This is a genomic window from Desulfosarcina variabilis str. Montpellier (genome assembly GCF_048565275.1).
Classification (GTDB): Bacteria; Desulfobacterota; Desulfobacteria; order Desulfobacterales; family Desulfosarcinaceae; genus Desulfosarcina; species Desulfosarcina variabilis.
On record NZ_CP159846.1, the window covers coordinates 688,397 to 713,618 of the forward strand.

Consider the following 25,222-nt stretch of genomic DNA (forward strand, 5'->3'; position numbering starts at 1 on the left):
AATACCGATGGATCAGGTCACACCCACGTTATCGGGTGCTGAAAAGGCTGTCCGCGGCAACAAATGTGTAGCCCAATGCCTGTATGCCTTCGACCACTTCTTGCAAATAGTCGACGCCATAATCCGGGTGGTAGAAAAAACTGGCGAAGCCGTCACGAACGACAAGTGCTTTTTCCGCGTGGCGGATCAAGTCCTCCGGAAACAGCGGCCGATAGCCTTCAAACGGATCGGGCTCGATATTGCAAATGTTTTCAGGAATGACTTTGTACCCATACACATCCTTGTGGATCAGGTATGGGAAAAACTGTCCCAGTATATGGGGCTTTTCTCCCCGATAGGTGTTGTAAAAGCTTTTACTGAAGCCGATAGGGTGGGTTTGATCGCCAACCTGATTAAAGTAAACCAGGCGGCCATAGTGAATCGGAAAAAGCTCACTGATACCTTTGTAAGCATTCTCGCTTGCCAGATAATGCGGGGCCTCCCAGCAAAAAGGGGACAGACCGGCAAGCTTGAGTGCCGATTTGGCCTTGCGCATACGAAGGCGGTTTTGCAGTTTTGTGTCAGGAGAAATGGGTGAAACATAGTCAAGGGAGTTGTCAGCATTGAGGATCACGCGATAAAATTCAAAATCATCACCGGAGATCCCGTTGTAGGGGTTCTCGAGACAATCGCGTTGGTGGGTATAGCCGTGAGCAATAATCGAGGCCTTGTGATTGCGGTACAGCGATTTTAGAAGCCGGCCGTTTTCCGATAAAGCCAGTGGTGGGTCAAAGATCAAATTGTCTCGATACTGGGCAATGGTCGCCACTGAAAAGGGAATGCCTGCCCCGCTTAAATAATCGGTTACCGCCTGCAGTGCGTCGGCATCGGTATCACTGCTGACGTCTTCCAGTCTGACCAGCGCCCGGTGTGACGTGTCGTGATTAGTATCAAGCACGTCGTGCAAGACATCGGCAAAGGCCAGATAGCGATCCTCTTCACAAAGATACATGAAGGGCAAATCACCGATGAACCAAAAATTATTACCTTGGGTGATATATGGGGTGTTCTCCGCGGATGAGAGGGTGGAATAGGCCCAGGCAAAAACGGTCGTGTCTTCGCTATCAACAATCGACAGGGCGTTGAGTTCCGTGCTGCAGGCATAGCGACCATCGCCTTCTTCCACGCAGCCGGTCAGATCGGCGCCTGGATTGGCAAACGGCACCACGCCTTTGTATAATTCCGTGTCTTTGTACAGAACCCGATTGTATTGATTGTTGACCACGCCGATGGGGATGAAACCGAATTTTTCGGCGAACGCATTGGGCGTTTGGGCATCCATTTTTGATTGGAGGTACAAAAGGTTGTAGTTCAGCCAAACCACAGGGGCCGTTGCCGTGGCGCAATCGGCGAGGAAATCGTCATAATTCTGCCACTCTGTAGAATCTGCGGCATAGTAACTTTGCTCATCAAACGTCGCACCGATGTAAAAAGTTGCCTGCTGGTTTTGGATATCACCGGCGGAGTACTCACAAACCGGCTTTTTTTGTATCTCCAGGTTAAAGTGACCCAACAGGTTCTCCAGCAAAATAGCATGTTCCTTTCCGATGTGATCGTAGGGGCCGGCACTGTCGTAGAGAATTAAGATTTGATTGTCGGTTCCATGATGATGGTGACGGGCGTGGGCACTGACAGCGATGGTCATGACAGCAAGCAACCAAAACAATGGCAACATCCTGAAATGGCCGGGTAACAATCGATCTGCGATAGTCATTTACTTTTCTCTCCTTTTGCGGTTTGAATGAAATACGTTCTGCATGCAGGCAGCAGTGAACTTTTCGGCCTAAACCATGAATATCGGACTGGTCTTAAGATCATTGGCTGATTGTCTTGCCGGGTATTTCTGGATCAAACGTAAAATCATTGTTTTCCATATCCAGTGGTCGGTGGTGCCGCCAATTGTCGATGGCTCTGACGATTCTGAGTGCGGCTTTGCCGTCGCCAAACGGATTCCGTTCGGGGATCATGCGTTCGCGTGATACAGGATCTTCAAGGATGGTGGAAGCTTGCGCGATAATATCATCTCGCCCGGTCCCGATCAGACGACCGCAGCCGCCTTCAACGACTTCCGGTCTTTCGGTGACTTTGCGCAAAATAAGCACCGGTGTACCGACGCATGGTGCTTCTTCCTGAATGCCACCAGAATCCGTAAGAATTAAATAGGCGCGACGCATGACGGCAATCAAATCCATGTAGTTAAGGGGCGGAACCAAGAGTACGTGGGGGTGATCGCCTAAAATGGCATGGACCGTTGAACTGACATTCGGATTGGGATGCACCGGAACAATAAATCGCAAATTGGAGTACCGATCGGCCAATGTCCGCGTCGCACCGCAGATTTCTTTCATAGGCGCCCCCCAATTCTCACGACGATGGGCGGTCAGCAGGATCAATCGGCAAGCCGGTTGAATGAAATCCGCCAAGTGCTTTTGAAGATCCACCGGTGATGTGGCCAACTCGTGTACCGCATCGACCACCGTGTTGCCGGTCACGATAATATGGTTTGGATTTGCATTTTCGTTGATCAGGTTATGTCTGGCTCGCTGCGTGGGGGCGAAAAGCAGCCGGCATAATGGATCGATCAGCCGCCGATGGGCCTCTTCGGGAAATGGATTTTCAAGATCGTTGCTTCTCAGTCCGGCTTCGACATGGCCGACTGGAATTTGTTGGTAAAACGCTGCCAGTGCCCCGATGAAACCGGTGGTGGTATCACCGTGCACCAGCATTAATTCAACGGGCTGTGCTTTTAAATAGGCGCTCAACGCGTCTAAATATCCGCTGGCCTGGCCGGAAAGACTGTAATCGTCAAAATGCCGGACCAGCACGTCTTTGGATTCAAGGCCAAACGCCTTCAATGCGGATCGGCTGAGATCTTTCTGCTGACCAGATAAAAGAACCTGAGGCGCGTAATGCTGAGAATTTCGCAATGCCTTTACGACAGGGGCCATTTTTATGGCCTCGGGCCGAGTGCCAATCAGGATGGCAATTTTTGATTGCTCTTGTTTCATCGACAGTTATCCTCCATTTTTTATTTTCTATTGGTGTATTCCAGGAACGGGAGATTTTTTCATTATGTCTTATTGGCAGAATGCTCTGTCGATTTCCCAGTCCCTGTATAATTTGCGGCTCTGTTGATCGCCGTCTGATTTAAGATAATCGGGTGCTGAAAAAACAGTAATGGGCAAGGTGCTGTATTGTTGGGCCAGAAAGATCTGCTGTGATACCCGAGAAAACTGGGCGGACTGAAGCGCATGGGGCTGCTTTGAATTATTTTTTGTGAATTCAAATAATTCGATGATGACACCGAAACGATGATCAGCATCCTCAAGGTGGGAGTGAAAATGGTTTAAATATGTTTCTAACTGATCAAGGGACAGTTTGCCCGCCCCAACGCCATCTTGAAACAGAACCCCATCAATGCCGGTGAATTTGAGCGCGGTATTCCAAAATGTGGTCAAATCATCGGGGGGGCAGGCCCCATTGGAGAATCCAGAGATCAATACCGGCCAGTCTTTATGCGCCTTGTGAAGAACCAAGCGAAGATCTTTCAAGTAGGCGAACAGAAATTGTTGGCGCAGCGGATCCCGCCAGTTGACGTCATCGATCTCGTCACTGATATACCAACCCTGTATGATTTTGTCCTGTGCGTCGATGGCCTGCAAAGACTGCAGCAAATACGGAAGCCTTTGTTTGATCTTGGACAAGCGCATGGACAAATACTGCTTTACGCCACCGGGTGATGCATCAATGGCTTCCCAGAAACCGGGATCATAATCAAGTCCCAGCCAAATTCGTTTTTGATGTTTCAAAGCGGCTCTTGTAAAAGCTTCAAGGCAAGGTGCATTTTCATATCCTGGCCTTGAATCAACATGAAAACTGATGTCATCATACGAACTCCATTGAACAATGATTTCATCGAACCCCAAATGCTCGATTTGTAAAAACCATTGGTCCCAGTCTGTGGTCGTTCGTTTGGCATCATCTCTCCATAGTTGAACGAATGTTCGATTTGTATCGGCGGTCAGGCAAGCAGAAGGGGGCGTACAGGCGATCAACGCCTCCATCAGAAAAAGAACGCAAAACAGTGGATAGATAGAAAATCTTTTGGAATCATGATTTGTCTGCATATACGATGTCCTTTTGGCTGTGCCGCATCCAAAAAGGGACGGTAAGCACAAATAAATATAAGGTTAGAAAAAAGAAAGGCGCAGGCCCAAAAGCGTACTCAACCCCAGGTTGTCGTTATCCTCATACACAACGTACCCTAAGCGGAACAAAAGCTCGGCTTCCCGCTGATATCCCCTGTAATGATCCAATCCGCCAAGCCGTTGCCAGGAAAAACCGATGCCGGTCTGAATTTGAGCAAAATCCTCATCACTGCTCAGGATGGCGTTGCCTTGCAGATATCCGAACAACAGATAAAACCGATTATCCTTGCCGGACAAGTCATTCCCCAGCCGTGTTTCATGACTGATAAACCAGGAGTCGTCATTATCGAACGCCTTGCCGATATCGGTATAGACCTGTCGATAGGATAAATAATCGAGAATGGATGGCCCATCCTTTGCGTGGCTGTGCTTAGACGGCATATGCGTTGCTGAATGCGCGATGCGAAGCAGCAGGTGATCATCAATTTCATCCCCCAACCCAAATATTTGTTCGGCGGACAGGATGACGTTGGTCTGTTTCAAGGGTTTATATTTCACGCCTAACCCGGCCTGCAGGGTATCCTTTTCAGGACGAATGCTATCGGATCGATTCGGCCACATGACGCGTCCGAAGAGGGTCAGGATGCGGCCGGCATCATAGCCTATCCGGGGAGGCCGAAATCCGAGCTCTACCATTCCGATTCCCATATTGAACCATTGCGATGATGATGGCAGTTTTAAAACACCATCTTCATCGTTTAATGAGTAAAAGCTGTCTGCGATCAAGAATTCAAATCGGCGATCGATTTCTGCGATCTGGCTACGCATGCTGGCCAATACGGATTGTTGTTGTGCGTTTTTTCGGGGATCGCCATTACCGTCGGACAGCACCTTATCCACCCCGTTGACAAGGTTTTGATAGGCCAATTCGTTCTCTCCCATCCGTGCATAGGCAAATCCGAGATCCGCCGATGTCTCATAGCTATCCCAACCATTTTTTTTAAGGCGCTCAAAGAGCATGGTCGCTTTTTCGTTATTCCCCAGTTGGATATTGATGTAAGCAAGGCGCTTGATGATGCGTGGATTTTGGGGCCAGATTTGAAATACTCTCTCGGTATGTGTTTCGGCGCCTTTCAGATCGCCTTGGGCGACCAAAATATCGCTGATCTGGCAGTGATAGAATGCTCTGGGTTGTATTTCCGAAGCTTTTTGCCATGCCATTTTACTTTTATTCAGTTCTCCCATTTCCCGCCAGGTATGAGCGGTTGTCTCATACCAGGAGACTTGATGTTTGGCACTTAATCGTTGAACTGGAAAATTATGGATGATTTTTTCAATAGCTTGGAAATTGCCCGCTTTTTTCCATGCCTGGATTTCGTATAAGCGATACATGGGCGTATCCTCATATCGATACGCCTGATTCCAGGCCAAGGCTTCCTTGGTAAACTGGCCGGTTTGTCCGAAAGCAGCGGCGAGCGCCGCATACGCTTTTGATCGTTGTTTGAATGAAAGATCGCTGCGTTCAACCGTTAGATTGAAGATCTCTATTGCCTCGTGGGGTTTTTCATGGCTGGCCAGAAAAACGGCATAAGCCATTTGATGTTGGAAATCTCCCGTGAGGATGGCCAATTGGGCCAGCGAAGACTCTTTTTGCTGTTGACCATTCCCGGAACCGGTAAGGGTCGATCTTGTCGCCAGGTAGTACACCCACATGGATCTTGAACTCTGGTCATGCTTGTTTCTTTGATAGTTATCCCTGGCCAATGGAAATGATTGTTCTAGCAGGGTACTGGCCAATTGGAATGCTTTCTGGCCGGCAAGGTCGTGGATCAAATCCAGCATCTGCTGCAACGCCTGGGTATGGTCAAGTGTGACTTGTCGGGGGGCAAAAAGAAGGGGCATGATTTTGTCATGCTGTTTGCTTTTTGCATAAAGACGAGCAAGAGACAAACGCCGATCATCGTTTAGATTATTTGCCCCTAATTTTTCATAACATTGGATAGCCAGATCAACATACCCTAATCGCTGGGCCAGTTGGGCCCGTTGCAAATAATAGGATTCATGGTCTGGTTCTGGCGTACCCGGCTGATCAAACAGCGCTTTATTTTGTGTGTCTGACAGCAGTTGAAAGGCTGCTTTTTCATCTTGCATTTTTTGAAGTAGAACAGCCCCGGCCAAGATTGCCTGGCGGTGTTCGTTGATGCCTGGTTGGCTATCCATTACAATCTGCCACTGTGTGTAGGCCGCCTGCCATTGCTGCAGTTTCTCAAGCAGTCCAGCGCGAAAGATCATGTCCGCTATTGTGGGGGGCTTGCTTTGCATCAGCTGTTCGCACCATTTCAAAGATGCTGCATACGCTTTGCGTTGGTACGTTGAAAACATCATTTCAGCCATGGCCCGCCAGCGGTCGTTATCGGTAAGACCTGACCCCTCAAGCGCCGTCTTCCAATCGGTCTCTGCCTGCATATTGTGTTTCAGGTCTTTACGGGCCAGCGCGCGAAGAATTAAGACCGGACCAAAACCTGGCGCGTGACTGAGGAATTCAGTCGCGGCGATTTCGATGCGTTGGCTATTTTTCATGACGTCCAGTAACACCAAGCGATCCCATTGCATCAAGAGGTGGCCTGGATCCTTTTCCAGATAGGTGTCATAAATGCTTATCGCTTCGGCAAATTTGTGTTCATGGCATAAATCAATGGCGCGCTGGGCATATGGATAACTGCGGCGGGAACGCCATATCTCCTTCCAGTAGTGATCCGGCGGCGTTATCTCTTTAACGCGCTGTCGATACTGCCAATACAGGATTGATGCAGGGACGTTGATGGCATCTTTGATGTCGCCATGGAAGATCGATGCGTCCATTTCCACATTGCCATAATAGATCCCTTCATTGGGTGATGCATAACAAGCAGCATGTCCGTGCAACAACAGCAACAGATTGATAATTAGTAAAACCAGTGTCATCCTGGATGCATCGATTGGAAAAAAGAGAAGGTTGGTATTTATGATATTAAAATGGTAACGATAACGGGTGTTCATATTAATGCTTGTTTCAAATAAGGGTCGATGTTAGCCGTAACTTTCTGTCGAAAGCTCAGGGTGAATGGGGCGATGCGGGTTCGCTGGGGCTGATTCGGTTTGGGCATTGCCATCAATAGGGACACGATCCAATGAGACGCTTTCAGAAGGAACAAAGAACTCTTCCGGAAAATCATGCGTGGTCTTATCCCAACCAATGGGTTGTCCCTTGAACTCGTGATAAAAAAATATTTTAATGGCTCGCGTGATGGCCAGGTAATTGATCAATGCGCCCCATACATAGCGCAAGGGTAGCATTGGCAGCGCGGACCACCCATATATCGTATATGTCCAATAATACCGCTGTATAATCCGTATCCCGGTTATGAAAAGATTAAAGTACACAAGATGCCAGATTAAACTGTCGTGCGCCAACAAAGGCGCAAATTTGTAGCCGTCTAATATGAAGGTATGATAAGTTGTCAGGGTTGAGAACAAAAGCAGGCAAACAAAGCCCGCTGCAATGGCCTGGGCGAAGAAAAGCATTTTGCGATCACGCCAGAACAAATAGCGAATACGCCAATTTCCGCGCCACTGATAATTCTTCCAGCCTTGGAGCGAAATGCCAATCGTCCAACGTGTTTTTTGTCGAACCGCTGACCAAAACCGGTTTGGGAAATACTCACGTGTTGAAATGATTTTATCGATATTCCAATAACGTGTTGCTTTTTTTGATTTGGGCGGCTCGCCAGCCTGATCGTCTTCTATAATGATGCTGGCGGAAATCTGTTTGAGTCCGATCTTGTGCAACCGAATAGAGAATTCATAATCCTCAGTCAGGGTGTTTGTCCGAAATACTTCATCTTTGGCGTTGAAAGCCAAAACGGCTTTTCGCGAATAGGCCGTTCCCACACCTGCGCCGGGAACAAGGCCGGCCAGCTTTTCACGGACACGAATCTCTTTACTTTGAAATTCCGCAAACTCATCCATATAATGGCTTGCCGTCAGTTCATGCCATTTTCGCTTTAATGAAAAAACCGGTATCTGAACCAGATCATACTCATTCAGGAAATGGTTGAAGGTTTTCAGACTCAGTTCGTGAACAATATCTTCCGCGTCCTGAAGGATAAACCCCGCAAACGCAATGGAGGCTTTTTTTTCAAAATCAAATATCGCTTTGACAATGCTGTTCAGGCAATCGGCTTTGCACGTTGGCCCTGGAAGTGGGGTGACAACTGGGTGAACGCGCTTGTTTTGCCGGGCCAAGCGTTTTGCTTCCGCTTGGGTCTCGTGATCATTGGGATACGTGCCAATAAAGATATGATAATTCTGATAATCTAGCGTGCGCAGAATATTTGATACTGACTTCTCGAGTACGCCACTTTCTTGCCAAGCAGGAAGCATGATGGCAAGGTAGCCTTGAGGAGAACTGCACAATTTTCTTCTATTCACGATTTGAGGGCCATGTTCTTTTCTTTTGATGCCAAGAAATAAATAGAAATAGATATCGATGAAAAAATCATCAATTGCTGAAATCGCAAATATAAAAGCTGACACGACAAAAATAAGTTGAGCGCCAAAAAACAGTATTATTGTTATATCTGTGTTGAGCATTATAACTCCGGTAGCTCCGTCATGGATTGAGAACATGCCTCGCTGGGCAGCAATTCACCACAGCCGATAGCCGTCATTTAGGCAAAAACTAACCAACAGCAACGGCAGTAGCCTTTGCCTTTTTAAACAATCATGTTGTTGGGAATCAGAAGATGGTTAGTTCCCATCTCTTTTTTGCAACGGTGGTTCTCACTTTGTAATTGCAGGTCAACAGGTGTTTTTACAATATGAGAGCAGAGATGTGCAACAGTATGAGAACGAGAAAAAACTCCTATAGCAAGAAGCGTGCAAGTTTCTTAATTGCCCATGTAATGGGCCTTGGCTGGTAATTCGTTGAGATGGTTGTGAAATTTAATTGCTAATTTGTATGTAAATAAATACAATGTGAGAAAAAAAATTCACACATCTTCACAATGCGGAGAGATGAGAAGTGAGTAATGAGAAGGGGATCGCACAATAATGACGGTTGTCAGTCGTTAGAAGACGAAAGTTGGCTGTTAATAAAATCGATAAATGTTTTGCTCAGCGGCGAGAGACTCCGGTTGCGATGGTAGGTCAAATAAAAAGAGCGCTTCAGGTTCAGGCCGTCAATGGAAAGCGATTTTAGTTTGCCGGCCGCCACATCCTCGGTGACCGCGATCGATGAAAGAATCGTGACCCCGATTCCGCTTTTGACGCCCTGCCGGATGGCCTCCGTACTTCCGATACGGGCCACGATGTTCAAATCGTTGACGTTAAACCCGGCTTCAGAAAAGCTGTTCTGAATCGATTTCAAGGTGCCCGAGCCGTATTCGCGGATGATAAACGGCTCGCTGAACAGCTGACTGGCGGTGATTCGCTTTTTTCCCGCCCAGCGGTGATCGGCAGGAATGACCAGTCCCATCTCATCATCCACCAGCCGGGTTTGCACCACGTTGGTGCTGTTGGCCACGGCACCGACCACGCCTAATTCCAGATCTCCAGATGAGATGGCATCGATAATCTGCTGCGTATCAGCGATGGTCAGGCTTATTTTTACCTCCGGGAACCGTGAGGTAAAGGCACCGACAATATCCGGTAAAACAAATGCGCCAGGGATCGTACTACCGCCCAAATCCAAACTGCCTTTTATTTTGCCTTTGAATTCGGCCATGGCGCTTTCCGTTTCATCGCGAAGGGCCATCATGCGCTTGGCGTAGCGATAGAGCAGGCGACCGGCCTTGGTCGGCAGGGCTTCTTTGGCCAGGCGATCAATCAGACGACAGTCGAAATGATCTTCAAGATCCTTGATATGGCTGGAAACGGTGGGTTGGGACAGATGAACTGCCCGTCCAGCCCGTGAAAAGCTTTTCAGGTCCACCACTTTACAAAAGATTTGCAGTTGCCATAAATCCATGACTTAAATTCCAAATTTGGCTTTAATCCGTTTGTCTACGCACGGCGGCACCATGTCCGAGATATCCCCTCCAAATCGGGCCGCTTCTTTGATAATCGAAGAACTGGTGAAAATCCAGCGCAGGCCCGTCATGAAAAATACGGTTTCAACCTCGCGATTGAGCTTTCTGTTCATCAGTGCCAGCTGAAATTCGTATTCAAAGTCGGAAACCGCCCGCATACCGCGCAGGACCGCATGGGCGCCCCGTTGATGGGCGTAGTCGACAAGCAGTCCATCATAGGTGTCAAACTCGATATTGTCCATGCCGGCCATGGACTCATTGAGCATTTCCAGCCGCTCATCAATGGTAAAGAGCGATTTTTTGCCGGGATTGATCAAAATAGTGACAATGATACGGTCAAACAGTTTCAACCCTCTTTTGGTGATGTCAATATGGCCCAAGGTAACGGGATCAAAGGATCCAGGATAAATAGCGATTCGTTGCATGACAGCTCCCAGCGATAAAAATCAGGTTGGTGCGAAACTTAAAGACGATTCTATTGAACATGAGCAAGTTGTTCTTCGCGCCGTCCTATACCATTTTATCCATAAAAGAAACAAGGGTCTTGCCGAATCTTCGTTGATCGGTGAGCGTCAATGGCGCCGGGCACATGTCCAAGGGCTCCTGGACACTGTGCTCAATGACAATGCGAGCCGTTGGCGCCAGGGCACCACAGGCCAGAAGAGCGGTCATTGCCGGGACAACGGCGTTGGACTTGTAGGGGGGATCCATGAACACCAAATCAAACGCTTGCGGCATCGATAACAGACACGTAAGACCGTTGGAAATATTCCACTGCAAAACGCGGGTGCGATCGCTGATGCCCAAATTGCGGATGTTGGTGCGAATGGCGGTCAGGGCCGCTTTGGCCTGGTCAATGAAAACTGCGTGGGTTGCCCCGCGGCTAAGCGCCTCAATGCCAAGCGCGCCGGTGCCGGCAAAAAGATCCAGCACCATGGCGGATTGGATGCTGTTGCCCAGAATATTGAACACCGATTCTTTGATCCGGTCGGCGGTGGGCCGGGTGGAAAGGCCCGCCGGGGCCACCAGTCGGCGCCCTTTTAACATACCACTGATCACTCTCATTCGGCCTTTCCATCAAGCAGAGACTGAATATAGGCCGGCTTTACACCAATGGCGTCGGCTGTTTTTTCGATATCCGCATCGTGAGCCGCCAGTTTTTTACGCACATATTCCGCTTCAAAAGCGATACGGGCCTGATCAAAGCTGTCGATGGAAAACAGCGCGCTGCCGGTATGTTTGGTTTCAAGCAGATTGGCCGGCAGATCCTTGCGGGTGATGGTATCATGTTGAACCATGATCACCAGACGTTCGATCAGATTTTTCAGTTCGCGCACATTTCCCGGCCAGGTATATTTTTTAAAAATATCCATTGCATCATCGGCGATGGTTTTTTGTTTTTCACGGTTGCTGGCGGCGGCTTCGGCCAGAAACGTTTCCACCAGGATCGGTATGTCATCGGTCCGGTCGCGAAGGGGCGGAACGTCAATGGGAACCACATTGAGGCGGTAATACAGATCCTCCCTGAAGTTGCCGTTGTTGATTTCCAGTTCAAGATCCTTGTTGGTGGCGGCAATGACGCGAACGTCCGAGGTCAGCTCACGTCCACCGCCCACACGTTGATATTTTTTTTCATCAAGGATGCGCAAGAGCTTGGCCTGCGTGGACAGGTTCATGTCACCGATTTCATCCAAAAAAATGGTGCCGGTGTTGGCCAGCTCGAATTTTCCTCGCTTTCTGGCACTGGAACCGGGAACCGCCCCTTTTTCATGGCCGAACAACTCGCTTTCGATCAGCGATTCGGGTACGGCGGCACAGTTGACATTGACCATCGGGGATTCGGCGCGGGGGCTAAGCTGATGCAGGGTCCGGGCCACAAGCTCCTTGCCGGTACCGTTTTCACCCTTGATCAGCACCCAGGAATCGGTCGGCGCCACCGTGGCGATTTGCATTTTCAGCGCCTGGACCGGTTTGCTGTTACCGTTGATGGAGTGGCGCTCGATGATTTTTTTGCGCAGGTAGCGGTTTTCTTCCTCCAGGCGACGAAAGTTGAGGGCGTTGTTAATGGCAACAATGATTTTGTCGATGTTGAGCGGCTTTTCAATCAGGTCAAAGGCACCGAGTTTGGTCGCTTTGACGGCGGTTTCCACATTGCCGTGACCCGTGATGATAATGACCGGCAGGACGGGATGGGCCTTTTTGATTTCCTTTAAGGTCTCAATGCCGTCAATTCCCGGCATCCAAATGTCCAGTATGACCAGATCCGGTGCCTCGGCGTCGATGATCTTTAATGCCTCGTAACCGTTGTCGGCGGTCAGTACCTCGAACCCTTCATCGGTGAGCAGGCCGCCTAAGGACTGCAGTATGGAGGGTTCGTCGTCGGCAATCAGGATGGAGGGGAACATGCACATATCTCCTTTCTCATACGGGCAGCTCGATTACAAACTTGGCGCCCTTGGGCAGGTTATCCTGTACCCTTATCATACCGTGATGATCGGTGACAATGGAGTTGACGATGGTCAGTCCCAGCCCCATGCCGGCTTTTTTCGTGGAAAAGTTGGGTTCGAAAAGCCGGATTTTGTGAGTGTCGGTGATTCCGGTGCCATCGTCGGCTACTTCCAGCCGAACAATTTTTAAAATGGGATCATAGACGGCTTTGATGGAAATATGGCCCTGGTTGCGGACCGCGCTCACGGCATTGTCTACCAGGTTGATCATGGCCTGTTTGAATTGTTGGCGGTCCAGGCTCATCTGGGGAATGTCTGCGGCAACGTCAACGTTGAAAACCACATCCGGATGGCCTTCCCGGTAGAGCGAGACCGTTTCCTCGATAATGGGGGCCAGATGGCAGGGTTTGGGGTCGGCCGTGGGAAAGCGGGCGAACGTGGAAAATTCGTTCACCAGATTGCGGATCAGTTCGACGTGGTCAATGATCATCTGCGTGCACTCATCGAACACGGCTTCATTGATATCCTCGGAATAGCGCCGTTTGAGGCGTTGGGCCGACAGGCTGATGGGGGTGAGCGGATTTTTCACCTCATGGGCGATGCGCCGGGCAACCTCCCGCCAGGCGGCCATGCGCTGGGCTTTTTCAAGCTCTGTCAGATCATCGAAGACCATCACAAACCCGATGGTATTGGCCTGGTCATCTTTGAGTGCATTGACATAAACGAGAAATGTGCGGGGCTGGCCGTCAACGGTAACCCGCATGGGAATCTCCAGGGTCTGGTCACGCACGGCCAGGACCTGTTCCATGATATCCTCGGCAAACTGAAGATGCTCGGTGGTCAGCAGCGCCTGGTAATGGTTGCCCAGGATGTCGTCGGCAGCAAGCTTGAGCATGCGTTCCGCCGATTTATTGAAAGTGGTAATCAACCCCTCTTCATCGGTTGAAATAACCCCGGCGGAAACATTTTTGAGCACGATTTCCATATATTGGCGCCGCGATTCGATTTCCTGATTCTGCTCCCTGAGCTTTCTGGCGGACAATTCCAGCTGCTGGCGGCCGGAGCGCAGGTCCCGCGTCATCTTGTTGAATGCCTCCACCAAACTGCCGATTTCATCATCCGAGGCGATGGAGGCGTCAATGGAAACGGTCAGGTCCCCGCCGGCCACCTGCCGGGCACCGTCGGCCAGGTCCATGATGGGGATGGTAATGGTCTTGGCCAGGTAAAACCCAAACCACACCGCGCAAAAAATAACCAGCAGGGCCACGATGGAAAGGGTGATATAATATGTAATCTGAATGGGTTTTTTGAGCAGTTTAACCTGTTGATATTCGTCGATTCCCCGTGAGATGGACTCCATGTTTTGGGTCAGATCCGGGGGAACATAGTGCCCTAAAACAACATAGGCGGTGGCCTTTTCCGGCGACTCACCAAAGGGGACGGCACCAATCGTTCGCAGCAGTTCGCCACGGTCCAGGGGATCGATGAGCCGGCGTACGGCCGATCCACCGGCTTCCCTGACGAATGCGCCGGTCGGTACGGCACTGATGGCCAGATTCCGGATATCTTTTCCAAGCGCATAGGCCATGCGGTTGTAATTGGCGGAATAGACCTCAATCGCATCGATATCGAATTCACGCTGAACAATTTGAATATAATGGGTGAGGTCCTTGTGTTTTTCCGATTCAAACAGCTTCTTACGCTCTATCTGGTAAGAGATCCGTTCAAGGAAGAAGCGGTGGCGGATTTCGTTCTCCCGGTAAAATTTTTGTCCCACGAGAAGCGATTTTTCCAGGGCCAGCTCAACCGGCACGTTGAACCAGAATTCGATGCTATTGGTAATAAAGTTGATGGAGAAGAAAAAAAGAATGATCGTCGGCAACAACGACAGGGCCACAAAGGCCATAACCAGTCGGGTTCGCAGCCGGGAGCCCATTACTTTGCGGCGTCGGGAATAGAGCATTTTCACCAGATTGCGAAAGACTAGAAAAATCAGAAGGATCAAGAGCAGCAAATTGATGTTGATCAGAATGAACATCAAAATGGTGTTGGATACCGGGATGTCGGCACCAAAGGTGATAATCCGGTTCTCCACCAGCGTGAGCAGGGCCACCACCACCACCACGATCACACCGATCACCGCTTCGCGTTTACGACGCTTGAAATCTTCCTTGGAGAGGATCGTTTTGGGCTTTGAGCTACGTTTGCCGAATATCATCAAAAAGTCAGCACGAGATGGTTAATAAATAAAGTCAATGGTATACCAGTCGGTTTCGAAATCCCAGAGGGAGAGGAAAAAAAGGACGTAATGCAGGTAATACGGCAGTGTCACCCGACTGAGCTTGGCCTTGGCCTGAATCTGATATTGCTTGCCCTTTTCGAGTTGATCGAGTGCAATCACCTTCAGACTGTCGATTTCACTCATTAATTTTTTTGCCGCATCAAAAGATTGGACCACCACCGGGCTGTTACTGTCCCACGAACGGGAAACGGCATATTCTTTTTTCAGGCTGTTGTACTTGATGGTATGGGTGATGGTCAAATCGGCCATTTCTTTGTCGATCCACATCGTACGGCTGCGATGCAAGTTCACGAAAAAAAGGAAGGTGGCCGGCAAACCGCGGTTGATCGCATCCTCCATTTTTTGGGTAAAGGCCCCGTCAACCGACAGGTAGATCAACAGATCGTCCCGGGTATTGGTGACGATGATGTTGGTCAGCTTGGCATCCTTGGCCATGGCCATCCCATGGACGAACACAAGCATCAGCCCCAACAGAAAAAAACCTATAATCCGAATACCGGATCGGTTCATCGGTGTGCCATTTACGTTGTAAGGTTGACTAAATAAAGGAAAACAATAAGAAAATTAATATAACGAACCGATCTGAAAATGGCAAGGTGTTTTACAGAGGCTGAGGTCAGGATGCTCCCGACGATTTCGGGCCAAGGGTATAGGTCTCCCAGGATTCTTTTTCCTTGAAAAATTTTTCCAGGAAGGCATGGTTGAATGCATGGCCCGATTTGTTGGTTACGATGTGTCCCATGATGGGCATGCCAATCAGAGAAAAATCACCAATACAATCCAAACATTTGTGACGCACAAATTCATCCGGCCAGCGCAGGCCGTCTTCATTGAGTACGCGGTCGCCGTCGATGATGACGGCATTGTCCAGAGAACCTCCCCGGCCCAACCCATACCGTTTCATCATTTCCGCTTCCTGAAGGAAACCGAAGGTGCGGGCTGAACAGATTTCTTTGGCGAAGGTTTCGCGATTGATGACGTAGTCACAGGTTTGACTGCCAATTAGCGGATGGTCGAAAACGATGGTGCAGGTGATCCTGAATTCATCGGCCGGATGGATGGCTACGGATTTGCCGTTTTCGGACAGGCTGATGGGGCGGGTGACCTTGAAATAACATTTGGGACCCTCCTGGCAGCGGATGCCGGCAGATTCGATCAGTCGGGTAAACGGGCCGGCGCTGCCATCCATGATTGGCATTTCATAGCCGTCGACTTCGACGATGACATTATCAATGGACATGCCGGCCAGTCCGGCCATTAAATGTTCAACGGTTGAGACGATGCAGCCTTCGGCTCCAATCACCGTGGCCAGGCTGGTGTCTACGACATTATTGAAATGGGCCGTTACCCCGGGCTGGCCGGGAAGATCAACGCGGACAAAACGGATGCCATGATTGACGGGGGCGGGCCGCACCGTCAAGTTGACCGTTTTGCCGGAGTGAACGCCAATACCGGAGCAACTGACCGATTTGGTAATGGTTTGCTGATGATTAAGCATGATTAAAATGTATCCCCAAATGGAAAGCGTTTCCTTCTGAAAGCACCGCAAACCACAATATTTGTTCGATGTTGAGGATTTCAATCATCCTCATGGTTGTATCGATCTGCCGCTTGTTTATATCAACCACCGCCACGGCACCCTATTTTCAATTAAACTGCAAATAATAATCATGTGATTTTGTTTTGACAACAAAAATATGGCTTTTGAATAAGATTCATTCATTGTTGGTTGTCTGTTTCCTGCATTAAAGAATATCTAATCAATTAATATATTAATAGTTGACACGTAAAATAAGTGTGTTAAGTACAATCGTGTTGTAGGGGGGATTGATCTGCAAAAAGTTGCCGCTTTCAGGTTGCCAGCATATGCAATCATTTTTAGTATGAGTGCTGTTTTTTTTTATTTGTTTACAATAAGTTACATTAAAGTTCAGTAAAAGGAGGAGTCATGTTCACCAAAGCGTTCGTTCCGTACAAAGGGTACTGGAGTTCACCGTTCAGTCGTTGGCAAGGAATGTTGGCGAACCAGGATTCGATTGACCTGGCTGCAGCGGCCACTAAAAAATTCTTTGACCTGCGCGGATATTCGCCGGAGCTTTTCGACGGTATTGTTTTTGGCACCACCATTCCTCAGAAACGCTGGTTCTATGGCTCTCCTCATTTTGCATCGCTGATGGGCAACCCCAAAATCAGTGGGCCGTTGATGGCTCAGGCATGCGCCACCTCCACGGTATCACTCAATTATGCGGCCAACAATATCGAAACCGGCGGCTATGAAACGATGCTCGTGGCCACGACGGACCGTATGTCCAATGGCCCCAATATCCTTTGGCCCAATCCGGTCGGCCCCGGTGGCCAGCCGGCGTTTGAAAGCTGGGTGATGGATGGGTTTGCAATGGATCCCATGGCCGAAACCAGTCCCACCGGCACAGCCGAAAACGTGGCCAAGAAACACGGCTTCACCCGTGAGCAGTCCGATGCCATGGCCATTGCCCGCTACAACAAATACACCGATGCGCTGAAAAACGATCGCGAATTCCAGAAACGCTACATGCTGCCGCTGGATATCCAGATTTCCAGAAAAAAGACCGTCGTCTTCGAAGAGGACGAAGGCATTACCCCCTGCACCGAAGAGGGTATGGCCAAGCTTAAGACCAAACCCGGCAACGTGATCACCTTTGGCGCCCAGACCCATCCGGCCGACGGCAATGCCGGTATGATCGTTACCACCAAGGAGAAGGCCGAAGAACTTTCCGCCGATAAAGGGGTCACCATTCAAATCATCTGCTACGGTGCCGCGCGGGCGGAAAAGGCCCATATGCCCGAAGCCGCCACGTTTGCCGCCCAAAACGCACTCAAAGCAGCCGGCCTTTCCATCTCCGACATCGCAGCGGTGAAAACCCATAATCCCTTCACCATCAACGATCTGGCCATGCAAAAGATTCTCGGGGTCGACGAAAAGATTTTCAATAACTATGGGAGTTCCATGATTTTCGGTCATCCTCAGGGACCCACAACCATGCGCATTTTCGTCGAGCTGATCGAAGAGCTGGTGATTTTAGGCGGCGGATACGGCCTTCTGTCCGGTTGCGCTGCCGGTGACAGCGGGGCGTCAATGATCGTTAAAGTCAATTAGTGTTTTCATGGTCTGACATTTAAGGAGAATTGATTATGGCACAAGAAAAGAAACTCTATCCATCCTTTCTGAATCCGTATCTGATCGAACCGACCATTTCCCTGCCCGATGAAATGGCCGTGGTCGGCGCCGGTCATATCGGCCCGGATATCGCTTATTACTTACGTTCCGGTCTGCCGGATAAAAAACTTTATCTGGTCGATGTGGTTGAAGAGCCGCTGAAAAAGGCCGAGGCGCGCTTCAAAGGCTACGCCGACAAGGCGGTGGCGAAGAAAAAGATGAAGCCCGAAGTGGCCGAGAAGGTGCTGGCCAACATCGTCTACACCACGGACTACGATCAGTTGAAAAACTGCGGGCTGGTCATCGAGGCGGCCACCGAAAACCTGGCGCTGAAAAAGAAAATTTTTGCCAACCTGGAGGCCGCCACCAGCGAGACGGCAATCCTGACCTCCAACACCAGCGGTATCCCGGCCAATGAGATCTTCTGCGACATGAAGCATCCGGAGCGCAGCACCATCACCCACTTTTTCGCCCCGGCCTGGCGCTCTTTGCCCGTGGAAGTCATCAACTGGGAAGGCGCCTCGGACGAGCTGATCAACAACCTGTTGTGGTTCTTTGCCAGTACCGGCAAGGCCCCGATGGTGACCGACAACGTCTATTCGTTCCTGCTCAACCGCATTTTCGAAAGCTATACCAGTGAGGCGGCTTTTCTGGTGGACCGGGCCACGGCCAAGGAAGTCGACCATGTGGCTGAAGCCTTTGTGGCCGCGGGACCGTTTTTCGTGCTCAACCTGACCGGCGGCAACCCCCTGATCTTTGAGTCCCAGACCCGGCGTATGGGTGAGAACCCCTGCTACCAGCCGTCGCACCTTTTGCATTCGGTGGCCCAGTGGACGGTCAACCGTCCGGGGACCAAGGTGGACGTACCCGATGAGCAGGCCGGGTGGATCAAAGACCGCCTGTTGGGGCTGATCTTCTCCCAGTGCTTCGACATCGCCGATCGAAAGGTGGGTACGCGTTCGGACCTCAACCTCGGCAGCGTCATCGGCCTGGGCTTCAAAAAGGGCGTATTTGAACTGATGGCCGACCTGGGCGAGACAGAAGTCCAGCGTATCGCCGATGCCTTTGCCAAAGAGCGTTCGGGATTCCCACAGCCCACGCGTCCTATCGCCGAATACACCGATTTTCCCCGCGACATCCTGGTCGATGACAAGGACGGCGTGCGCATCATCACCATGCGCCGGCCCCAGGCGGCCAATGCCTTGAGCGCCTACAGCTGCGACGAAATTCTGGACGAGCTGAAAAAGGGCGAAGCAGATCCGGCGGTCAAGGGTTTCATCATCACCGGATACGGCACCAAGGCCTTTTGCGCCGGTGCCGATATCGGTGGCTTCATCGCCACCCTGGGTGACCATGCGGCCGGCGCGGCTCTGGCGCGACGCAACAGTAAATTGATCGAGTACATGGATCAGATGGATAAGCCTGTGGTGGCGGCCGTCAACGGCTTGGCCATGGGCGGCGGTGTGGAAGTGGCCATGGGCTGCCACAGCCGTGTGGCTGACAAGAAGGCTTTTTTCCAGCTGCCCGAGATCACCCTGGGCATCCTGCCCGGCATGGGCGGGGCGGTGATGCCTTACCGCAAGTGGCCCCAGGCCGCGGAAACCTTCCACGGTATGGTCGGTGAGGCCAAACGCCTGACCTGCCAGGAGGCTGTGGAAATCGGCATGGTCCAGACGGTTGCGAGCAGCTTCCCCGAGCTGATTGATGCCGCCATGGCCGAGGTCGACCGCCTGGCCGGTCAGATCCCCCGCGCCGCTTCCGGTGCTGTGAGCATCCCTGAGTTTACGGTTCCGGATGAACCCAAGGCCGGTAAGATGCCGCTGAGCAAAGAAGCCCTGGGCATCATCGCCCGTTTGATCAATGAAGGCGCCGCTGCCGACAGCCTCAAGGCAGCCATGGAGATGACCTACGAGCGCTGCGGTGATATCTCCTGCATCGATGCACCCAAAGAAGGTGTTTCCGCTTTCATGGAAAAAAGAAAGCCGAATTTCGTGAAATAATCGCTTTCTTCTTTTTCTGCAGGTCTTAAAAAAGAGCTTCATCCCCTTTGGTTGGGGATGAAGCTTTTTTAATTGACATCTGCTAAATTATAATACACAAAAGGCTTCAAGTCGAAATTAGCTCGGATGTTGCCAATGAAAACCTTCGATTTTTCAATCATCAAAACCCTCCGCATGAAGTGGGGACTGACGGCCGAAGAACTGGCCGCCAGAGCGAAGATCACCCGGGCCACGGTGGCCAAGATCGAATCGGGAAACGGCAACCCGACCATCGAAACCCTGGGGGCGCTGAGTCGTGTTTTTCAGCTATCCACCAGCGACCTGATTCGGATGGCCGAGGGATCCCCTTGTGAGGCGGGCGAGACCCGACCGTTCGTTCAATCCGGTCTTCACGGGACGCACACCCAGTTTCCCCATTTTGAGATTTTTCATCTCAAGGCCAGGGCCGGACAGTGCCATGTCTCGCAAGCCGGGTACCATGATAACACCGCGGAGGTGTGTCTGGTGGTTGCGGGCAAGCTGCGGTTGAGTGTGCAGGGTGAATCCCATGAACTGACGCCGACAATGGCCATTCGCTTCAAAGCCTTGCATGAGCACCGCATTGAGATCGCAGAAGATGCCGAGTTTTTTTTGATCCACCATAATTTGTATTAGCATCCCTTTCTTAAAGGGCATCAATTCAGGCCACGAAGGTCTACCCCCTGTTTTTGAGGCGGGCCTTGGTGGTTTTTTGTTTTTGATTAAACAGGAAAGGATTGGTCCTATGGAATTCAAACCATTCATGCGCGAAGGATTCATGCCCCTGCCGGTGGCCTTGATCTCCAGTGTAAGCGCCAATGGGATCCGAAATATTGCTCCGTATTCATGTGTTATGCCGGTGCTGCGGCCACTGGATTTGATCTGTCTGGCCTCGGCGGCCAGACGAGACACCCTGACCAACATTCGTGATACCAAACAGTTTGTGGTCAACCTGGTGGGTACTGACTTTTCAGATAAAGTGATTCCCACGGCGCGGTTTTCCCCGCCCGAAGCCGACGAGTTCGACCTGGCCGGACTTGAAGAAAAACCGTCGCAAAAGATCGCGGCGCCGGGTATTGCCGGCAGTTATGCCTGGATGGAATGCGAGCTGTTCAAATTTTACGAAGAGCCTCAATACACGTTGATTATGGGGCGCGTGGTCCGTTTGGAAGTGGCGGATGCCATGCTGACCGACAGCGGTGATCTGGACGTGTCCAAGGCACGGCCACTGATGATGACCGGAACCCGCACGGGCATGAATTTTTCCACGGTTACGGATATCGATGCGTTTGAACCGTTTGGAGCGATGTTTCCGGACGGCAAAGACCCACTTGCCAAGACGTATTAATTGTAATTGTGCCATGTCGACCTTTTCGATTTCGATTCTGATTACGAGCACGAAGAACGCCAATGCCCGTCGTGCTCGTGCTCAGCGCAGCGGTGCTCGTAATCGATCATCATTTTTTACTATCGATCGATGAAATTCCCGCTGAACACCTCCAAAATTACAATTGTCGGACCAATCTTCTATGGTTGTGGTCCAGTATAAAGTTTGATAAATTTATAAGTTAAACTTGATACCGGATCATTTACGACATAGCAACGCCCAAGCAGACACATCCAACGGATCGTGATCCATATGGAAAACAACCGGCAGCCTTATCCCATCCTTTTGGCCGAAGATGATCCTATCTCACGGCGACTTTTCGAAAAGACGTTAACCAAAGAAGGCTTTCAGGTAACGACCGTGGAAAACGGCCGTAAGGCGTTGGAGTTGTTTCGCCAGCAGTTTTTTCCGATTGTGCTGACAGACTGGCAGATGCCGGAAATGGAAGGGCCCGACCTGTGCCAAGCCATCCGTAAAGAGAACCCGAGCCGGTATGTCTATATCGTCATGCTCACCTCCAAAGGGTCCAAGGACGACATCATTTCCGGGCTTGGCGCCGGTGCGGACGACTACGTGACCAAGCCTGCCCACCATGCCGAGTTGGTGGCGCGTCTTAAAACCGGTATTCGGATTCTGGAACTGGAAAAATCACTTAAAGATGCGGTGGATGAAATTCATTTGATGTCCATCACGGATCCACTTACCGGTATCTACAATCGTGGCTATATCAATCAGCGATTGCCGCAGGAAATCAACCGATCCATTCGATACCACCGTGAACTTTCGCTGGTCATGTGCGACATTGATCATTTTAAGACGGTCAACGATACCTATGGGCATATGTCAGGGGATATTGTGCTCAAAGGGTTTGTCAAGAGCTTGACCGGCTCCATTCGCCAACAGGTGGATTGGGCCGGACGCTACGGCGGGGAGGAATTTTTGGTCGTGCTTCCGGAAACCGGTCTGGAAGGGGCCATGGTGCTTGCCGAACGAATTCGCAAAACCGTTGAAACGACCCCTATCCAAACGTCCGGTGATGCCATCCAGATTACGGCCAGCTTTGGTGTGACCGGTTTTTCAGCCGCCGATTGGAAGCACGCCATGAGTCCGGAATTGATTCTCCAGATGGTTGATAGCCTGCTCTATGAAGCCAAAGACGAAGGACGCAACCGAATTAAAAGTCGCCCACTCTTATTTGCTGATCAATAGCTTCTCATTACGATCCAATTCCGCGCGTACCGCCAGTCCGATTTTTTCCAATGTGAACGGCTTTTTTACGTAATCACCCGCGCCAAGACGCTGTGTCTCGTGAACCCGTTCGGTTTCGGCGTATCCGCTGGCGATCACGGCGCGTTGATTCGGGACGATTTTGATAATTTCCCGATAGGTCTCCAACCCGTCCATCCCGGGAGGCATGATCATATCCAGGATCAGCAGGTCATAAGTATCGGTATTCATCAACGCGACCGCTTCCTCACCGCTGGTGGCCGTGGTTACCCGATACCCCAGGCGCTGCATCATGCGCGCGGTCAGCGATCGTTGTTCAACAGCATCGTCAATCACCAGTATGGACTCCCCTTTTCCGAGATAATCCTCGACACGCACCGATGTCTCAGACTCAATCGCCGTTCTGGAAGCGGGAAAGTAAAGGGTAAATGTTGTCCCTGATCCTTCTTCGGTCTGGACATTGATGAACCCATTGTGATCTTTGACCGTGCCCCACACCACCGACATGCCGAGTCCAGTGCCACTGCGGCCCAGTATTTTTTTTGTATAAAATGGCTCGAAGATTTTATCCAGGTCCGATGCCGGCATGCCAATGCCCGTATCCGACACCTCCAAAACGGTGTACTCACCTTCAGGGATTACTTCAAACCCGTTGCGGACGCTGTCAAGATAGGCGTCTCGGGTGGAGATGGTGATTCTTCCACCCGCGGGCATGGCATCCACCGCATTGGTCACCAGGTTCATTACGGTTTTGCTGATGTGGGTTTCGGATCCGACAAGGTTGAAAATCCCTCCGGATAGATCTGTTTTCAGATCAAGATTGGGTCGCTGATCCATCAGCTGCCTGTATTCAGGTGAGGCAATGAAATCGTTGATGATCGAATTGAGGCGGATCGGTTTTTTAACGGCTACGCCGCGGCGGGCCATAGTCAATAGATCTTGTACGATTTCAGCTGCTTTTATCCCGGATTTTTTAATCGTCAAGAGCGGTTCATACAATGGACTGTCAGGTTCGATGTCCAGCAGCAGCAGGTCCGGGTAGCTGATAATACCGCTTAGGATATTGTTCAGATCGTGGGCCACCCCACCTGCCAGGGTGCCCAGGGATTCGAGTTTGCGGGCATTCTGGAGCTTGGTCTCAAGATTTTGTTTTTCTTTTTCATATTTAATTCGCTGGGTGACATCCCTGGCCGCCCCTTGAACCGCAATCGGAAGTCCATTTGAATTGCGGACCAGATTGTTACGGTACTCTAAAATCACCGTCTCTTTCGAGCGGGTCTGCAATTTCAAGTACCCCTCATCCGAGCCATGGGTAATGATGCGTTTCAGGTATTCATCGAATTCGGGGTGATACTTGTCTGCAATCAAATCTCGGATATTGATACCATTAAAATTCTTTTGCCCCCAGCCGTACTCCGGTTTGAAGGGGATGTTGGTTTCTAAGATGTTGCCCTTAAGATCATGGATACATAATAGATCAGATCCATTTTCGAACAGGTTGCGATATTTTTTTTCCGATTCGAGCAACACCGCTTTCTGAGATTCCAGCGCGCGTTTGGACGCGACGAGTTGTTGGTTGGCGATTTCCAGCTCATTGGCCAGGCGCTTGATTTCATCATATTTATTCTGAATCAGCCCATTGGCCTGGGCCAACTCTTCAATGGCCTGGTGATACTCTTTCCGCCTGCCGAAGAGCCGTTTGAAAAATGATTTCCGTTGAGGGATCCAACGAACGCGATACACACAAGCGTTGCAATTCTGAGGGGGATGATCCGGCCATCGTCGATGACCGTATTTTTCCTTTTTTACTTGGCATTTGACTTCTTCGACGTTGGCCATGGGCAAACCAAATAGCGTGGGGATGCCTGCCAGCACGGCCCGGGTATAATCACAGTCAAAGCGCGTCTTCTGATTGCTCTCATCGTACCGGTCCTCTATGACCACCGATGACTCGCCGATCTCTCGAATGCGAACATTGCCATTATTTTTAAGGAAGCGATTAAAGCGCGGCGCCTGGGCGTAAACCAGTTTGGGATTGCCGATCAGGCGGGCAATACGATCAAGAATGCCCAGGGATTGAAACCGACCGGCAGCCAGCGCCATGTGATAGACTGCATTGTCGTCACCCAGCAGCTTGATCATTCGCTTGTAGAGAATTTGCAAAAACGCATGGGATACCCAATTGTTCGTATCGGATAAATACCCTTCATCCAGTGCCAGGCCATGCAGAAGGTTGCCCAAATTACCGTTGTTGTTTTCCCTGACATACATGAGCAATGTCTGGGTGAGTCGGCAGCTAATTTCTTTGGGCATTTTAAGGGAGAGATCTTTATTCATCAGCGCTTTCCAGATTCAGTTCAGTTAATCTTGCGCATATTTGACTATCACGG

The 25,222-nt window shown here is 50.5% G+C and carries 18 protein-coding genes; 5 read left to right on the plus strand and 13 right to left on the minus strand.

Annotation, left to right across the window (positions count from 1 at the left end):
• Positions 1-28: 28 nt before the first annotated feature.
• From Dvar_RS03130 to lpxC, 12 genes are all read right to left on the minus strand, one after another.
• Entirely contained in the window at positions 29-1,753 is a 1,725-nt protein-coding gene (locus Dvar_RS03130; RefSeq protein WP_419660273.1) for a DUF2334 domain-containing protein, read from the minus strand.
• Between the two features lie 100 nt (positions 1,754-1,853).
• Positions 1,854-3,047, minus strand: coding sequence for a non-hydrolyzing UDP-N-acetylglucosamine 2-epimerase (wecB, locus tag Dvar_RS03135; RefSeq protein ID WP_419660274.1), 1,194 nt, complete (start codon positions 3,045-3,047; stop codon positions 1,854-1,856).
• Positions 3,048-3,116: 69 nt separating this feature from the next.
• Positions 3,117-4,166: a DUF4434 domain-containing protein gene (locus Dvar_RS03140; RefSeq protein ID WP_419660275.1), complete on the minus strand. Its 1,050-nt coding sequence runs from the start codon at positions 4,164-4,166 to the stop codon at positions 3,117-3,119.
• Positions 4,167-4,229: 63 nt separating this feature from the next.
• A complete protein-coding gene (locus tag Dvar_RS03145) occupies positions 4,230-7,151 on the minus strand; it encodes an NfrA family protein (RefSeq protein ID WP_419660276.1) in 2,922 nt (973 codons plus the stop codon).
• Between the two features lie 105 nt (positions 7,152-7,256).
• Complete coding sequence (locus Dvar_RS03150) at positions 7,257-8,819, minus strand: glycosyl transferase family protein (protein ID WP_419660277.1); 1,563 nt, start codon at positions 8,817-8,819, stop codon at positions 7,257-7,259.
• A gap of 469 nt (positions 8,820-9,288) precedes the next feature.
• The gene (locus tag Dvar_RS03155) at positions 9,289-10,194 is read right to left on the minus strand and encodes a selenium metabolism-associated LysR family transcriptional regulator (protein WP_419660278.1); all 906 of its coding nucleotides are present in this window, start codon (positions 10,192-10,194) and stop codon (positions 9,289-9,291) included.
• Positions 10,195-10,197: 3 nt separating this feature from the next.
• On the minus strand, positions 10,198-10,680 hold the full coding sequence (gene coaD / locus Dvar_RS03160; protein WP_419660279.1) for a pantetheine-phosphate adenylyltransferase: 483 nt from the start codon (positions 10,678-10,680) through the stop codon (positions 10,198-10,200).
• Positions 10,681-10,765: 85 nt separating this feature from the next.
• Positions 10,766-11,320, minus strand: coding sequence for a 16S rRNA (guanine(966)-N(2))-methyltransferase RsmD (gene rsmD / locus Dvar_RS03165; RefSeq protein ID WP_419660280.1), 555 nt, complete (start codon positions 11,318-11,320; stop codon positions 10,766-10,768).
• Positions 11,317-12,660 (minus strand): sigma-54-dependent transcriptional regulator, encoded by a 1,344-nt coding sequence (locus tag Dvar_RS03170; RefSeq protein WP_419660281.1) that lies wholly within the window; start codon positions 12,658-12,660, stop codon positions 11,317-11,319. Before Dvar_RS03170 ends, rsmD begins: the two co-directional genes overlap by 4 nt.
• A 16-nt stretch (positions 12,661-12,676) precedes the next feature.
• Complete coding sequence (locus tag Dvar_RS03175; RefSeq protein WP_419660282.1) at positions 12,677-14,920, minus strand: sensor histidine kinase; 2,244 nt, start codon at positions 14,918-14,920, stop codon at positions 12,677-12,679.
• A 21-nt stretch (positions 14,921-14,941) separates the two neighbouring features.
• Positions 14,942-15,514 (minus strand): DUF4390 domain-containing protein, encoded by a 573-nt coding sequence (locus tag Dvar_RS03180; protein ID WP_419660283.1) that lies wholly within the window; start codon positions 15,512-15,514, stop codon positions 14,942-14,944.
• Positions 15,515-15,620: 106 nt separating this feature from the next.
• Positions 15,621-16,502 (minus strand): UDP-3-O-acyl-N-acetylglucosamine deacetylase, encoded by an 882-nt coding sequence (gene lpxC, locus Dvar_RS03185; RefSeq protein WP_419660284.1) that lies wholly within the window; start codon positions 16,500-16,502, stop codon positions 15,621-15,623.
• 450 nt (positions 16,503-16,952) lie between these two features.
• On the opposite strand from lpxC, the gene Dvar_RS03190 reads away from it, so the two are divergent.
• The 5 genes from Dvar_RS03190 (at position 16,953) to Dvar_RS03210 (ending at position 22,814) form a co-directional block, all read left to right on the plus strand.
• Positions 16,953-18,140 carry a thiolase family protein gene (locus Dvar_RS03190; RefSeq protein WP_419660285.1) on the plus strand — a complete coding sequence of 396 codons (1,188 nt, stop codon included), beginning with the start codon at positions 16,953-16,955 and terminating at the stop codon, positions 18,138-18,140.
• Positions 18,141-18,175: 35 nt separating this feature from the next.
• The gene (locus Dvar_RS03195) at positions 18,176-20,200 is read left to right on the plus strand and encodes a 3-hydroxyacyl-CoA dehydrogenase/enoyl-CoA hydratase family protein (protein ID WP_419660286.1); all 2,025 of its coding nucleotides are present in this window, start codon (positions 18,176-18,178) and stop codon (positions 20,198-20,200) included.
• Between the two features lie 135 nt (positions 20,201-20,335).
• Positions 20,336-20,854, plus strand: coding sequence for a helix-turn-helix domain-containing protein (locus Dvar_RS03200; protein ID WP_419660287.1), 519 nt, complete (start codon positions 20,336-20,338; stop codon positions 20,852-20,854).
• A 109-nt stretch (positions 20,855-20,963) separates the two neighbouring features.
• Positions 20,964-21,566 carry a flavin reductase family protein gene (locus Dvar_RS03205; RefSeq protein WP_419660288.1) on the plus strand — a complete coding sequence of 201 codons (603 nt, stop codon included), beginning with the start codon at positions 20,964-20,966 and terminating at the stop codon, positions 21,564-21,566.
• 291 nt (positions 21,567-21,857) lie between these two features.
• The gene (locus tag Dvar_RS03210) at positions 21,858-22,814 is read left to right on the plus strand and encodes a diguanylate cyclase (RefSeq protein ID WP_419660289.1); all 957 of its coding nucleotides are present in this window, start codon (positions 21,858-21,860) and stop codon (positions 22,812-22,814) included.
• Here Dvar_RS03210 and Dvar_RS03215 read toward each other — a convergent pair.
• Complete coding sequence (locus tag Dvar_RS03215; protein ID WP_419660290.1) at positions 22,797-25,169, minus strand: ATP-binding protein; 2,373 nt, start codon at positions 25,167-25,169, stop codon at positions 22,797-22,799. The genes Dvar_RS03210 and Dvar_RS03215 overlap by 18 nt on opposite strands.
• Positions 25,170-25,222 lie beyond the last annotated feature (53 nt).

Bases quoted from the DNA above. Each gene is read 5' to 3' on its own strand.
- Dvar_RS03130 (WP_419660273.1), bottom strand. From the start codon at position 1,753: ATGACTATCGCAGATCGATTGTTACCCGGCCATTTCAGGATGTTGCCA.
- wecB (WP_419660274.1), bottom strand. From the start codon at position 3,047: ATGAAACAAGAGCAATCAAAAATTGCCATCCTGATTGGCACTCGGCCC.
- Dvar_RS03140 (WP_419660275.1), bottom strand. From the start codon at position 4,166: ATGCAGACAAATCATGATTCCAAAAGATTTTCTATCTATCCACTGTTT.
- Dvar_RS03145 (WP_419660276.1), bottom strand. From the start codon at position 7,151: ATGACACTGGTTTTACTAATTATCAATCTGTTGCTGTTGTTGCACGGA.
- Dvar_RS03150 (WP_419660277.1), bottom strand. From the start codon at position 8,819: ATGCTCAACACAGATATAACAATAATACTGTTTTTTGGCGCTCAACTT.
- Dvar_RS03155 (WP_419660278.1), bottom strand. From the start codon at position 10,194: ATGGATTTATGGCAACTGCAAATCTTTTGTAAAGTGGTGGACCTGAAA.
- coaD (WP_419660279.1), bottom strand. From the start codon at position 10,680: ATGCAACGAATCGCTATTTATCCTGGATCCTTTGATCCCGTTACCTTG.
- rsmD (WP_419660280.1), bottom strand. From the start codon at position 11,320: ATGAGAGTGATCAGTGGTATGTTAAAAGGGCGCCGACTGGTGGCCCCG.
- Dvar_RS03170 (WP_419660281.1), bottom strand. From the start codon at position 12,660: ATGTTCCCCTCCATCCTGATTGCCGACGACGAACCCTCCATACTGCAG.
- Dvar_RS03175 (WP_419660282.1), bottom strand. From the start codon at position 14,920: ATGATATTCGGCAAACGTAGCTCAAAGCCCAAAACGATCCTCTCCAAG.
- Dvar_RS03180 (WP_419660283.1), bottom strand. From the start codon at position 15,514: ATGAACCGATCCGGTATTCGGATTATAGGTTTTTTTCTGTTGGGGCTG.
- lpxC (WP_419660284.1), bottom strand. From the start codon at position 16,502: ATGCTTAATCATCAGCAAACCATTACCAAATCGGTCAGTTGCTCCGGT.
- Dvar_RS03190 (WP_419660285.1), top strand. From the start codon at position 16,953: ATGTTCACCAAAGCGTTCGTTCCGTACAAAGGGTACTGGAGTTCACCG.
- Dvar_RS03195 (WP_419660286.1), top strand. From the start codon at position 18,176: ATGGCACAAGAAAAGAAACTCTATCCATCCTTTCTGAATCCGTATCTG.
- Dvar_RS03200 (WP_419660287.1), top strand. From the start codon at position 20,336: ATGAAAACCTTCGATTTTTCAATCATCAAAACCCTCCGCATGAAGTGG.
- Dvar_RS03205 (WP_419660288.1), top strand. From the start codon at position 20,964: ATGGAATTCAAACCATTCATGCGCGAAGGATTCATGCCCCTGCCGGTG.
- Dvar_RS03210 (WP_419660289.1), top strand. From the start codon at position 21,858: ATGGAAAACAACCGGCAGCCTTATCCCATCCTTTTGGCCGAAGATGAT.
- Dvar_RS03215 (WP_419660290.1), bottom strand. From the start codon at position 25,169: ATGAATAAAGATCTCTCCCTTAAAATGCCCAAAGAAATTAGCTGCCGA.